Annotated in this window: 12 protein-coding genes; 9 read left to right on the plus strand and 3 right to left on the minus strand. The window is 68.2% G+C overall.

Annotated features, from left to right (window positions below):
• Window positions 1-55: 55 nt before the first annotated feature.
• Window positions 56-292, minus strand: coding sequence for a hypothetical protein (locus ACZ7EC_RS08105; protein ID WP_471059320.1), 237 nt, complete (start codon window positions 290-292; stop codon window positions 56-58).
• Window positions 293-472: 180 nt separating this feature from the next.
• Between ACZ7EC_RS08105 and ACZ7EC_RS08110 the strand changes: the two genes are divergently transcribed.
• Window positions 473-1,447, plus strand: a complete 975-nt coding sequence (locus ACZ7EC_RS08110) for a carbohydrate kinase family protein (RefSeq protein WP_471059322.1) — start codon at window positions 473-475, stop codon at window positions 1,445-1,447.
• 9 nt (window positions 1,448-1,456) lie between these two features.
• Here ACZ7EC_RS08110 and ACZ7EC_RS08115 read toward each other — a convergent pair whose 3' ends face one another.
• Entirely contained in the window at window positions 1,457-2,833 is a 1,377-nt protein-coding gene (locus ACZ7EC_RS08115) for an aminotransferase class V-fold PLP-dependent enzyme (protein WP_471059324.1), read from the minus strand.
• A gap of 314 nt (window positions 2,834-3,147) precedes the next feature.
• Between ACZ7EC_RS08115 and ctaC the strand changes: the two genes are divergently transcribed.
• The 4 genes from ctaC to ACZ7EC_RS08135 all read left to right on the plus strand — a co-directional run bounded on the left by ctaC (window position 3,148) and on the right by ACZ7EC_RS08135 (window position 7,653).
• Complete coding sequence (gene ctaC, locus ACZ7EC_RS08120) at window positions 3,148-4,107, plus strand: aa3-type cytochrome oxidase subunit II (protein WP_471059326.1); 960 nt, start codon at window positions 3,148-3,150, stop codon at window positions 4,105-4,107.
• Window positions 4,104-5,837, plus strand: coding sequence for an aa3-type cytochrome oxidase subunit I (ctaD, locus tag ACZ7EC_RS08125; RefSeq protein ID WP_471059328.1), 1,734 nt, complete (start codon window positions 4,104-4,106; stop codon window positions 5,835-5,837). The genes ctaC and ctaD overlap by 4 nt, the downstream gene beginning before the upstream one ends.
• Window positions 5,834-6,232: a cytochrome c oxidase subunit 4 gene (locus ACZ7EC_RS08130; RefSeq protein ID WP_046421283.1), complete on the plus strand. Its 399-nt coding sequence runs from the start codon at window positions 5,834-5,836 to the stop codon at window positions 6,230-6,232. The genes ctaD and ACZ7EC_RS08130 overlap by 4 nt, the downstream gene beginning before the upstream one ends.
• A 161-nt stretch (window positions 6,233-6,393) precedes the next feature.
• A complete protein-coding gene (locus tag ACZ7EC_RS08135; RefSeq protein ID WP_471059331.1) occupies window positions 6,394-7,653 on the plus strand; it encodes a L,D-transpeptidase in 1,260 nt (419 codons plus the stop codon).
• Between the two features lie 56 nt (window positions 7,654-7,709).
• Here ACZ7EC_RS08135 and ACZ7EC_RS08140 read toward each other — a convergent pair whose 3' ends face one another.
• Window positions 7,710-8,111 (minus strand): response regulator, encoded by a 402-nt coding sequence (locus tag ACZ7EC_RS08140; RefSeq protein WP_471059333.1) that lies wholly within the window; start codon window positions 8,109-8,111, stop codon window positions 7,710-7,712.
• Window positions 8,112-8,268: 157 nt separating this feature from the next.
• Between ACZ7EC_RS08140 and ctaE the strand changes: the two genes are divergently transcribed.
• The 4 genes from ctaE (at window position 8,269) to qcrB (ending at window position 12,454) form a co-directional block, all read left to right on the plus strand.
• Complete coding sequence (gene ctaE, locus ACZ7EC_RS08145) at window positions 8,269-8,889, plus strand: aa3-type cytochrome oxidase subunit III (protein WP_111582346.1); 621 nt, start codon at window positions 8,269-8,271, stop codon at window positions 8,887-8,889.
• Window positions 8,890-8,952: 63 nt separating this feature from the next.
• Window positions 8,953-9,765, plus strand: coding sequence for a cytochrome bc1 complex diheme cytochrome c subunit (qcrC, locus tag ACZ7EC_RS08150; RefSeq protein ID WP_471059336.1), 813 nt, complete (start codon window positions 8,953-8,955; stop codon window positions 9,763-9,765).
• On the plus strand, window positions 9,762-10,820 hold the full coding sequence (qcrA, locus tag ACZ7EC_RS08155) for a cytochrome bc1 complex Rieske iron-sulfur subunit (RefSeq protein ID WP_471059337.1): 1,059 nt from the start codon (window positions 9,762-9,764) through the stop codon (window positions 10,818-10,820). The genes qcrC and qcrA overlap by 4 nt, the downstream gene beginning before the upstream one ends.
• The gene (qcrB, locus tag ACZ7EC_RS08160; protein ID WP_471059339.1) at window positions 10,817-12,454 is read left to right on the plus strand and encodes a cytochrome bc1 complex cytochrome b subunit; all 1,638 of its coding nucleotides are present in this window, start codon (window positions 10,817-10,819) and stop codon (window positions 12,452-12,454) included. Before qcrA ends, qcrB begins: the two co-directional genes overlap by 4 nt.
• Window positions 12,455-12,577 lie beyond the last annotated feature (123 nt).

The raw sequence follows: 12,577 nt of genomic DNA on the forward strand, positions 1-12,577 counted from the left end.
GGAAGCGGGAGGTTCCCGCGCTTACGCCGTACGGGTGAGCGGGTCCGGTCGGGGATCAGTCGCCGTAGTCGGACATGCCGTCGAGCAGCCGGACGGAGCGCTGCGACACGGAGACCTTGCGGATGCGGGACGGCGGAACCGGCCGTGACGCGGAGCGCGCGGGCGCCGGCCAGCGCTGGGCCATCCGGGCGCAGTCGCCGCGCAGGGTGTCGAGGCCGCCTTCGAGATCGCCGGGGGCGGGGGAGACGGGAGCGCCGGAGCCGGTGGACGAGGAGCCCTTGAGGTTCGTCATGAGGGCACCGTAGGCACGGTCGAGCTCGCGAAGAAAGATCTACTATCGGGTAGTTTCGTCAACTACAGCGCCCGCCCCCACCGGGTAGCGTGAACTGTCATCGAAGCCCCGTCTCCCATCGCCGCCCTTCCCACGAGCGCTCTCGCGCGCACCTTCTTATTCCGCAGGAGAATCCCCGTCGTGCGCATCGCAGTCACCGGCTCCATCGCCACCGACCACCTCATGACCTTCCCCGGCCGGTTCGCCGACCAGCTCGTCGCGGACCAGCTGCACACGGTTTCGCTCTCCTTCCTCGTCGACAACCTCGACGTGCGCCGCGGCGGTGTCGCCGCGAACATCGCCTTCGGCATGGGCCAGCTCGGCACCCGGCCGATCCTGGTGGGCGCGGCCGGCTTCGACTTCGACGAGTACCGGGCCTGGCTCGACCGGCACGGCGTCGACACCGAGTCGGTGCGCATCTCCGACACCCTGCACACCGCGCGCTTCGTGTGCACCACCGACGCCGACCACAACCAGATCGGCTCCTTCTACACGGGCGCGATGAGCGAGGCCCGGCTGATCGAGCTCAAGACGGTCGCCGACCGGGTGGGCGGCCTCGACCTGGTGCTGATCGGCGCCGACGACCCCGAGGCGATGCTCCGCCACACGGAGGAGTGCCGGTCCCGTTCGATCCCGTTCGCCGCCGACTTCTCGCAGCAGATCGCCCGCATGGAGGGCGAGGAGATCCGGATACTGCTGGAGGGCGCGACGTACCTGTTCTCGAACGAGTACGAGAAGGGCCTCATCCAGACCAAGACCGGCCTCACCGACGAGGAGATCCTCGCGAAGGTCGGCCACCGGGTGACCACGCTCGGCTCGCGGGGCGTGCGCATCGAGCAGGCCGGCGCGGACCCGATCGAGGTCGGCTGCGCGGAGGAGGAGCGCAAGGCCGACCCCACCGGTGTCGGCGACGCCTTCCGCGCCGGGTTCCTGTCGGGCCTGGCCTGGGGCGTCTCGCTGGAGCGCGCCGCGCAGGTGGGCTGCATGCTCGCGACGCTGGTCATCGAGACCGTGGGCACCCAGGAGTACCAGCTGCGCCGCGGTCACTTCATGGAGCGGTTCGTGAAGGCGTACGGCGACGAGGCGGGCGACGAGGTCCGCCGGCACCTGCGCTGACGACGCCGTTCAGCCGAGCCGGCGGACCAGGTACGCCTTACCCTTCTCCGCCGGCTCCTCGCCCGCGTACTCCTGTCCCCTCATCTCGCACCACGCCGGGATGTCCAGGCGGGCCGCCTCGTCGTCCGAGAGGACGCGGACGATGCCGCCCACGGGGACGCCGGGGAACACCTTGGCCAGCTCGATGACCGGGATGGGGCAGCGCTTGCCGAGGGCGTCCACGACCAGGGCGTCCGGCTGGGCGACGGCGACCGGTGCGCTCGCGCCCAGCTTCTCCCGCACCCCGGCGACCACACCCGGCAGCACGGTCAGGAAGCGCTCCACGTCCTCCTCCGCCGTGCCCGGCGGCAGCGATACGCGGACGTTGCCCTCGCTGAGCACCCCCATGGCCTTCAGGACGTGGCTCGGGGTCAGGGTGCTGCTGGTGCAGGAGGAGCCGGACGAGACGGCGAAGCCCTCGCGATCCAGCTCGTGCAGCAGGGTCTCCCCGTCGACATAGAGACACGAGAAGGTGACGATCCCCGGCAGCCGCCGCTCCGGGTCGCCCACCACCTCCACGTCCGGCACCAGCCGCGGCACCCGCGCCCGGATCCGCTCCGTCAGCTCCCGCAGCCGTACCGCCTCCCGCGCCACCTCGGCCCGTACGGCGCGCAGGGACGCGGCCGCCGCGACGACGGCCGGGATGTTCTCGAAGCCGGGCGCCCGCCCCGACTCCCGCTCGTCCGCCGGGCCTTGGGCGGCGAACCGCACCCCCTTGCGTACGACGAGCAGCCCGACCCCCGAAGGGCCGCCCCACTTGTGCGCGCTGGCCGCGAGCAGCGACCAGCCGCCCCCGACCGGTCCCCACCCCAGCGACTGCGCCGCGTCCACCAGCAGCGGCACCCCGGCCGCCCGGCAGACCTCGGCCACCTCCGCCACCGGCTGGACGGTCCCCACCTCGTGGTTGGCCGACTGGAGCACGGCGAGCGCGGTGTCGGCGCGCAGCGCGTCCGCGTAGCCCGCGGGGGAGACGGCGCCCGTCCGGAGCACCGGCACCCGGCTCACCGACCCGCCCTCCGCCTCGAACAGTTCCGCCGAATGGAGGACGGATGAATGTTCGACCGCTGACACGATCAGGTGGCGTCCCACCCGCCGTCTTCCGGCCAACGCCCCCGCGACACCCGTATGTACGGCCCGTGTCCCGGAGGAGGTGAAGACCAGTTCGTCCGCCCGGCATCCGACCGTTTCGGCCGCCGCCTCCCGCGCCGCGTCCAGCAGCATCCGCGCCTTGCGCCCCTCCCGGTACAGCCGCGCGGGGTCCGCCCACCCGTCGTCGAGGGCGGCCAACAGGGCCTGACGGGCGACAGGATGGAGAGGAGCGGCGGAAGCCGCGTCGAAGTAGGCCACGGTCCAACGTTAAAGCGCTGGTGAGCCGACCTCACCCGGGGGGCGCGGAGCCGTGTCCGGAGCGGCTGCGCCGCCGGGCGCGACCCACCCCCGCGCTCCCCCCAAATCCACACAACCCGAGCTATTGGGCGCCCATCCGCACCCCAACTGAGTGAGGCGCGACGCGTATGCCCCCCTCCCCGCGAACCCCCGGAGGGCGTCGGCTAGGGTTTGGTCCGCATAAACATCCAAACCCCTGCCCGACGCAGGGCGGCGACCGACCAGCGAGAAGGCCGCAGCCGACCGCGCGGGCGAGACTCTCGGGAAGGCGCTACGTGAGTCCCAACGGCTCCGACCGCTCGCCGCGGCGCCCGATGCGGCGGAAGCTGCTGCAGGCACTGACCGCGGGCCTGGTCCTGGCGACCGCAACCGGTTGCACATACAAGGACTTCCCCCGCCTTGGCATGCCCACCCCGACCACGGAAGAGGCTCCGCGGATCCTCTCCCTGTGGCAGGGATCCTGGGCTGCCGCGCTCGCCGTCGGCGTGCTGGTGTGGGGCCTGATCCTGTGGAGCGCCATGTTCCACCGGCGCAGCCGCACCAAGGTCGAGGTACCTCCGCAGACCCGGTACAACATGCCGATCGAGGCCCTGTACACGGTGGTCCCGATCATCATCATCTCGGTGCTGTTCTACTTCACGGCACGGGACGAGACGAAGCTCCTGAGCCTCGACAAGAAGCCGGACGTCACGGTCAACGTGGTCGGCTTCCAGTGGAGCTGGGGCTTCAACTACATCGAGAACGTCCCCGGTGTCTCGGGTGACGCGAAGACGGACACCAACCTGTCCGCGATCCCCGACCGGTTCAAGGCCGCCTTCCCGGCGCACGCCGGCGGCGTCTACGACGTCGGCACTCCGGGCACGCGCAACCCGCAGACCGGCAACCCTGGTCCGACGCTCTGGCTCCCCAAGGGCAAGACGGTCCGCTTCGTCCTGACCTCGCGTGACGTCATCCACTCCTTCTGGGTGGTGCCGTTCCTCATGAAGCAGGACGTCATTCCGGGCCACACCAATGCCTTCCAGGTGACCCCCAACAAGGAGGGCACCTTCCTCGGCAAGTGCGCCGAGCTCTGCGGCGTCGACCACTCCCGGATGCTGTTCAACGTGAAGGTCGTCTCCCCGGCGGCGTACGAGCAGCACCTCAAGGACCTCGCCAAGAAGGGGCAGACCGGTTACATTCCCGCCGGCATCGCGCAGACGAGCCACGAGAAGAACCGGGAGACGAACAACCTGTGAGCATCCTCAACGAACCCCAGGGTGCCGCGGCCGCTGAAGGCTCGTACGTGGACGAGCAGCCGGTTCGGCGCAAGCAGCCCGGCAATTCCGCGGTGAAGTGGCTGACGACCACCGACCACAAGACGATCGGGACGATGTACCTCGTCACGTCGTTCGCGTTCTTCCTGATCGGCGGCGTCATGGCGCTGCTCATGCGCGCCGAGCTGGCCCGTCCGGGCCTGCAGATCATGACGAACGAGCAGTTCAACCAGGCGTTCACGATGCACGGCACGATCATGCTGCTGATGTTCGCGACGCCGCTGTTCGCGGGTTTCGCGAACTGGATCATGCCGCTCCAGATCGGCGCGCCCGACGTGGCGTTCCCGCGGCTGAACATGTTCGCCTACTGGCTGTACCTGTTCGGCTCGACGATCGCGGTGGGTGGCTTCCTCACCCCCGAGGGCGCGGCCGACTTCGGCTGGTTCGCCTACTCCCCGCTGTCGGACGCGGTCCGCTCGCCGGGCGCCGGCGCCGACATGTGGATCATGGGTCTGGCCCTGTCCGGCTTCGGCACCATCCTCGGCTCGGTCAACTTCATCACCACGATCATCTGCATGCGCGCTCCGGGCATGACGATGTTCCGCATGCCGATCTTCGTGTGGAACGTGCTGCTGACCGGTGTGCTGGTCCTGCTGGCCTTCCCGGTGCTGGCCGCCGCGCTGTTCGCCCTGGAGGCGGACCGCAAGTTCGGTGCGCATGTCTTCGACGCGGCAAATGGCGGCGCGTTGCTGTGGCAGCACCTCTTCTGGTTCTTCGGCCACCCAGAGGTGTACATCATCGCCCTGCCGTTCTTCGGCATCATCTCCGAGATCATCCCGGTCTTCTCCCGCAAGCCGATGTTCGGCTACATGGGCCTGATCGCGGCGACGATCTCCATCGCCGGTCTGTCCGTGACCGTGTGGGCGCACCACATGTACGTCACCGGCGGTGTGCTGCTCCCGTTCTTCTCCTTCATGACCTTCCTGATCGCGGTACCGACCGGTGTGAAGTTCTTCAACTGGATCGGCACCATGTGGAAGGGCTCGCTGTCCTTCGAGACGCCGATGCTCTGGGCGACCGGCTTCCTGATCACCTTCACGTTCGGTGGTCTGACCGGTGTCATCCTGGCCGCGCCGCCGCTGGACTTCCACGTCTCCGACTCGTACTTCGTGGTGGCCCACTTCCACTACGTGGTCTTCGGTACGGTCGTGTTCGCCATGTTCGCCGGCTTCCACTTCTGGTGGCCGAAGTTCACCGGCAAGATGCTGGACGAGCGCCTCGGCAAGATCACCTTCTGGACGCTGTTCATCGGCTTCCACACCACCTTCCTCGTCCAGCACTGGCTGGGCGCCGAGGGTATGCCGCGCCGGTACGCCGACTACCTGGCGGCCGACGGCTTCACCGCGCTGAACACGGTCTCCACCATCGGTTCGTTCGTGCTCGGCCTGTCGATCCTGCCGTTCCTCTACAACGTCTGGAAGACGGCCAAGTACGGCAAGCCGGTCGGCGTGGACGACCCGTGGGGCTACGGCCGCTCGCTGGAGTGGGCGACCTCCTGCCCGCCGCCGCGGCACAACTTCACCACCCTGCCGCGGATCCGCAGTGAATCCCCGGCGTTCGACCTGCACCACCCCGAGATCGCCGCGCTCGAGCAGCTCGAGTACGCCGGTCACGCGCCTGCCGTCGCGGACAGCAAGGAGGCCGGCAAGTGAAGATCCAGGGCCGGATGTTCATCTGGCTGAGCTTCTTCATCCTGATCATGGCCGTCGTGTACGGCGTGTGGTCGAAGGAGCCAGCCGGTACCACGGCACTCTTCCTGGCCTTCGGCCTGTCGATCATGATCGGCTTCTACCTGGGCTTCACCGCCCGCCGGGTGGACGCCGGTGCGCAGGACGACAAGGAGGCCGATGTCGCGGACGACGCGGGCGAGCTGGGCTTCTTCAGCCCGCACAGCTGGCAGCCGCTCATGCTGGGCTTCGGCGGCGCGATCGCCTTCCTCAGCATCGCGGTCGGCTGGTGGCTGATCTACTTCTCCGCGCCGTTCATCGTGATCGGTCTGTTCGGCTGGGTGTTCGAGTACTACCACGGTGAGAACCGCACCCAGTAGGACATCGAGTTCCACTCCGGGAGCCCGGACCCCCCGTCAGGAGGGTCCGGGCTCCCGGCTTTTCGGCGTCCGTACGGGGTGTCCCTCGGATGCGGGAGTGTCGTTCCCTCGTATGGGTTACCTACCGCGCCAGTAGGGTCTCCATCTCATAGCGTGATCGTATGAACCACATTCCGCGGACCCGTACCGTCGTCAGCTGTGCCGTGCTGGTGACCGCCCTGGGCGCGGGCAGCACCGCCTGCGGTTCGCACGGCGATCCCCTGTCCGCCACGCCGTACGACGCGGCGGGCCTGATCTCCTTCAACGCGCCCACCGAAGCGGGCAAGCGGGCCGACCCGGACAAGCCCCTGGAGGTCACCGTCAAGGACGAGGGGCGCATCACCGACGTGACCGCCCAGGACTCCACAGGGCGCTATGTGGCGGGCGAACTCACCGCCGACGGCAGTCGCTGGCACAGCACCTCCCCGCTGGCCGCGAGCGCCCGCTACACGGTCACGGTGAGCACCGAGGACGAGGACGGGGCGCCCGGCCGCAAGGTCCTCAGCTTCGAGACCACCCAGCCCACCGCCAAGAAGCAGCTGGGCGTCACCTTCGGGCCGGACACGGGCCAGTACGGCGTCGGGCAGATCATCACCGCCCAACTCGGCCAGGAGGTCAAGGACAAGGCGCAGCGGGCCGTCGTGGAGCGCGGCCTGCGGGTGGACTCCGTGCCCGCCGTACCCGGCTCCTGGTACTGGGTGAGCGGCAAGGAACTCCACTACCGGCCCAAGGACTACTGGCCCGCCCACGCCACGATCCTGGTGCACAGCAACCTGGACGGCGTGAAGATCGGCGACGCGCTGTGGGGCGCCAAGTCGAAGCCGGTGAAGCTCACCACGGGCGACCGGATCGAGGCCCTCACGGACGCCTCCGCGCACGAGATGACGGTGCTCAAGAACGGTGCTGTGATCAACAGCATCCCGGTCACCACCGGCAAGCCCGGCTACGAGACCCGCAACGGCGTCAAGGTGGTCCTGGAGAAGCAGTACTTCGTACGCATGCGCGGCGTCACCGTCGGCATCGCCGAGGGCAGCCGGGACAACTACGACCTGCCCGTGTACTACGCCACCCGAGTGACCTGGTCCGGCGAGTACGTGCACGCGGCGCCCTGGTCGGTCGGCTCACAGGGGTACGCCAACGTCAGCCACGGCTGCACCGGCATGAGTACGTCCAACGCGCGCTGGTTCTTCGACACCGTCCATCCAGGTGACATCGTCCGGGTCGTCAATTCCAACGGCCGGCCGATGGAACCCTTCGGCAACGGCTTCGGCGACTGGAACGTCACCTGGAAGAAGTGGCGCACGGGCTCCGCGTTGACCGGCACCCAGACCAACGGCCAGTCCTCCGCGGACACGGTCCGCCTCCAGCCAGCGGCCGTGTGAGCAGCGTTCCGACGGGGCGCGGGCCGTGCGCCGGCACGGACCCGCGCCCCGTCGCGCTAGGCGCTCACCAGCCTCTTGCGCCGCAGCAGGGCGGCCAGCGAGGCGGCGAACTCCACCGGGTCCACCGGCAGGGTCACGGCGGCGTCCGCACGGCTCCAGGTGGCCAGCCAGGCGTCCTGGGGCCGCCCGATGAGCAGCAGCACGGGCGGGCACTGGAACACCTCGTCCTTGATCTGCCGGCACATCCCCATGCCGCCCATCGGGACGGCCTCGCCGTCGAGCACGCAGGCATCGATGCCCCCGCGGTCCAGTTCGCGCAGCACCGCCGCGGGCGTGGCGCACTCCACGAACTCCACTCGGGGCACGTCCGGCGCGGGCTGCCGCCCGGTGGCCAGCCGTACTTGCTCGCGGGTGTTGGAGTCGTCGCTGTAGACCAGCACAGTGGCGGTCGGCTGCATTGTTCCTCCGGGTCGACGTCGGCGTCGTACGGACAGGACGGACGGGGCCGTTTGGGCGGATGTTACTCCCATGAACACCACGTCAACACCGGTTCGGAGGGCAGCAACACTCCGAACGGCACCCCCCGGAGTGAGGGCGAGATAAGCGACCGACATAATGTCGGTCGTGGCGACAGCAACGACAGTAGAAACCGGGCACGCGCACCCGTCGGTCAACCGGCCGAACCTCACCAGCGTCGGAACCATCATCTGGCTGAGTTCCGAGCTGATGTTCTTCGCGGCCCTCTTCGCGATGTACTTCACCCTCCGGTCGGTGACCGGACCGGCTCACTGGAAGCACATGGCTTCAAGCCTCAATGTGCCTTTCTCCGCGACGAACACCACGATCCTGGTGCTCTCGTCGCTCACCTGTCAGCTCGGCGTGTTCGCGGCCGAGCGGGGCGACGTGAAGAAGCTCCGTGGCTGGTTCATCCTCACCTTCATCATGGGTGCGATCTTCATCGGCGGTCAGATCTACGAGTACACGAGCCTGGTGAAGGAGGACGGCCTCTCGCTCTCCTCCGACCCGTACGGCTCGGTGTTCTACCTGACCACCGGCTTCCACGGCCTGCATGTGACGGGCGGTCTCATCGCCTTCCTGCTGGTCCTCGGCCGCACCTACATGGCCAAGAGGTTCACCCACGAGCAGGCGACGGCCGCCATCGTCGTGTCCTACTACTGGCACTTCGTCGATGTCGTCTGGATCGGCCTCTTCGCCACGATCTATTTGATCAAGTAGCCGGGACCGCTCCCGCTAAGTCCAGAAGCACCGACGCAGAAGATCCTGACACCGGGGTAATCCGTGAAAAAGCTCTCCGCACGACGACGCCATCCGCTGGCGGCGGTCGTCGTCCTACTCCTCGCGCTGGCGGCCACGGGGGGGCTGTACACCGCGTTCGCGCCCGCGGGCAAGGCGCAGGCCGACGCAGGCTCCCAGTCCCTGACCATCAAGGAGGGTAGGAAGCTCTTCGAGGTCGGCTGCGCCAGCTGCCACGGCACCGGTGGGCAGGGCTCCTCCGACGGGCCGAGCCTGGTCGGCGTGGGCGCCGCGGCCGTCGACTTCCAGGTCGGTACCGGCCGTATGCCGGCCGCGACCTCGCAGGGCGCCCAGGTCCCGCGCAAGAAGACCGTGTACACCCAGACCCAGATCGACCAGCTCGCCGCGTACGTCGCGTCGCTGGGCGCCGGTCCGGTGGTGCCGACCAAGCAGCAGTACGGTCCGGACGGCGCGGACATCGCCAAGGGTGGCGAGCTGTTCCGCACCAACTGCGCGCAGTGCCACAACTTCACCGGCAAGGGCGGTGCCCTCACCGAGGGCAAGTTCGCGCCCACGCTGGAGGGTGTCGACCCGAAGCACATCTACGAGGCCATGCAGACCGGCCCGCAGAACATGCCGTCCTTCCCGGACACCACGATGTCCTCCCAGAACAAGAAGGACATCATCGCGTACCTGCACGCGATCGACAGCAGCCAGACGACGAATCCGGGCGGTCTGGAGCTGGGCGGCCTCGGGCCGGTCAGTGAGGGCCTGTTCGCCTGGATCTTCGGTCTCGGCGCGCTGATCGCCGTCGCCGTCTGGGTCGCCGCTCGGACCGCAAAGGCCAAGAAGTCATGAGTAGCCAAGACATTCCAGAAGAGAACCTGCCCGCTGAGCAGGACCACGCGCGCGGCGCGGTAGCGATCGCGGACGAGGAGAACCCGTTCGCCGATCCGGGGCTGCCGCCCCACGAGCACCGCATCCAGGACATCGACGAGCGGGCCGCCAAGCGGTCCGAGCGTATGGTCGCCCTGCTGTTCACGATCTCGATGCTGGCCACCGTCGGCTTCATCGTCTCGTACGTGACGATCCCGCACGACAAGAACATCTTCGTCTTCCCGATCGGTCACATCAGCGCGCTGAACTTCGCGCTCGGCCTGACCCTCGGCGTGGCGCTGTTCTGCATCGGCGCGGGCGCGGTCCACTGGGCCCGCACCCTGATGTCCGACGTCGAGGTCGCCGACGAGCGGCACGCGATCGCGGCCCCCGAGGAGGTCCGGGCGAAGGTCCACGCGGACTTCCGCCAGGGCGCCAAGGAGTCGGCGCTCGGCCGTCGCAAGCTGATCCGCAACACGATGTTCGGCGCGCTGGCCCTGGTGCCGCTCTCCGGCGTCATGCTGCTGCGCGACCTCGGCCCGCTGCCCGGCACCTCGCTGCGGCACACCCTGTGGGCCAAGGGCAAGCGCCTGGTCAACATGAACACCAACCAGCCGCTGCGCCCCGAGGACATCGCCGTCGGCTCGCTCACCTTCGCCAAGCCGGACGGCCTGGAGGAGACGGACGAGGAGTTCCAGAACGAGCTGGCCAAGGCGGCCCTGATGATCGTCCGGCTCCAGCCGGACAACATCAAGGACAAGCGCGAGCTCGACTGGTCGCACGAGGGCGTCGTCGCCTTCTCCAAGATCTGCACGCACGTCGGCTGCCCGATCTCGCTGTACGAGCAGCAGACGCACCACGTGCTGTGCCCGTGCCACCAGTCCACCTTCGACCTCTCCGACGGCGCCCGAGTGATCTTCGGCCCCGCCGGCCACGCCCTGCCGCAGCTGCGCATCGGTGTGGACAGTGAGGGTTACCTCCAGGCGCTCGGCGACTTCGAGGAGCCCGTCGGTCCTGCATTCTGGGAGCGCGGATGAGTACTGCAGCGAACGAGACCTCCCGCGCGCGCGGGAAGGCACCGGCCGGCGAGCGGATCGCCGACTGGGCCGACGGCCGGCTCGGGATCTACTCCCTGGCCAAGGCCAACATGCGCAAGATCTTCCCCGACCACTGGTCGTTCATGTTGGGCGAAGTGTGCATGTACAGCTTCATCATCATCATCCTGACGGGTGTCTATCTGACGCTGTTCTTCCACCCGTCGATGAACGAGGTCGTGTACCACGGCAGCTATGTCCCGCTCCAGGGGCAGATGATGTCGGAGGCCTTCAACTCGACCCTGCACATCTCCTTCGACGTGCGCGGTGGTCTGCTGGTCCGGCAGATCCACCACTGGGCCGCGCTGATCTTCCTCGCCGGCATGTTCGTGCACATGATGCGCGTGTTCTTCACCGGCGCGTTCCGCAAGCCGCGTGAGATCAACTGGCTGTTCGGCTTCCTGCTGTTCGTCCTCGGCATGTTCACCGGTTTCACCGGTTACTCGCTCCCGGACGACCTGCTCTCCGGCACCGGTGTGCGCTTCACCGAGGGTGCGATCCTGTCCATGCCGATCGTCGGCACGTACATCTCGTACTTCCTCTTCGGCGGTCAGTTCCCCGGCCACGACTTCGTCGCCCGGTTCTACTCGATCCACATCCTGCTGCTGCCGGGCATCATGCTCGGCCTGATGGTGGCGCACCTGATCCTGGTCTTCTACCACAAGCACACGCAGTTCGCGGGTCCGGGCAAGACCAACAACAACGTCGTCGGCATGCCGCTGCTGCCGGTGTACATGGCCAAGGCCGGTGGCTTCTTCTTCCTGGTCTTCGGTGTCATCGCGGCCATCGCCGCGGTCGCGCAGATCAACCCGATCTGGGCCATGGGCCCCTACCGTCCGGACCAGGTGTCCACCGGCGCCCAGCCCGACTGGTACATGGGCTTCGCCGAGGGTCTGATCCGCTTCATGCCGGGCTGGGAGATCAACTTCTGGGGCCACACCCTGGTCCTGGGCGTCTTCATCCCGCTGGTGCTGTTCGGCGTGGTCCTGGGCGCGATGGCGCTCTACCCGTTCATCGAGTCCTGGATCACCGGCGACAAGAGCGAGCACCACATCCTGGACCGCCCGCGCAACGCCCCGACCCGTACCGGTCTCGGTGTCGCCTGGGTGACGATGTACATGATCACGCTGGTCGGTGGTGGCAACGACCTGTGGGCCACCCACTTCCACCTGTCGATCAACTCCGTGACCTGGTTCGTCCGGATCTTCTTCTTCGTCGGCCCGGTCATCGCGTTCATCGCCACCAAGCGGATCTGCCTCGGCCTCCAGCGCCGCGACCGCGACAAGGTGCTGCACGGCCGCGAGACCGGCATCATCAAGCGGCTGCCGCACGGTGAGTTCATCGAGGTGCACGAGCCGCTCAGCCAGGAGCAGCTGCACACGCTCACCACGCACACGCAGTACGCCCCGGCCGAGATCGGCCCCGCGGTCGACGAGAACGGTGTCGAGCGCAAGGTGAAGGCGTCCGAGAAGCTCCGGGTGAAGCTGTCCAACGCCTACTACGGCGAGGACAACCAGATCCCGAAGCCGACCTCCGAGGAGTACAAGGAGATCACGAGCGGCCACGGCCACCACTGATCCCCGCGTCGCCACGCCACAGAAGGGCCCCGTCCGCGAGCCGGACGGGGCCCTTCCCCGTGCCGGGGGCTCGATAGGGTGGGTACGGGTTTTCCCCGCCGAGCACCACCGAGTACGACTTTT

Source organism: Streptomyces sp. NPDC037203, assembly GCF_055605065.1.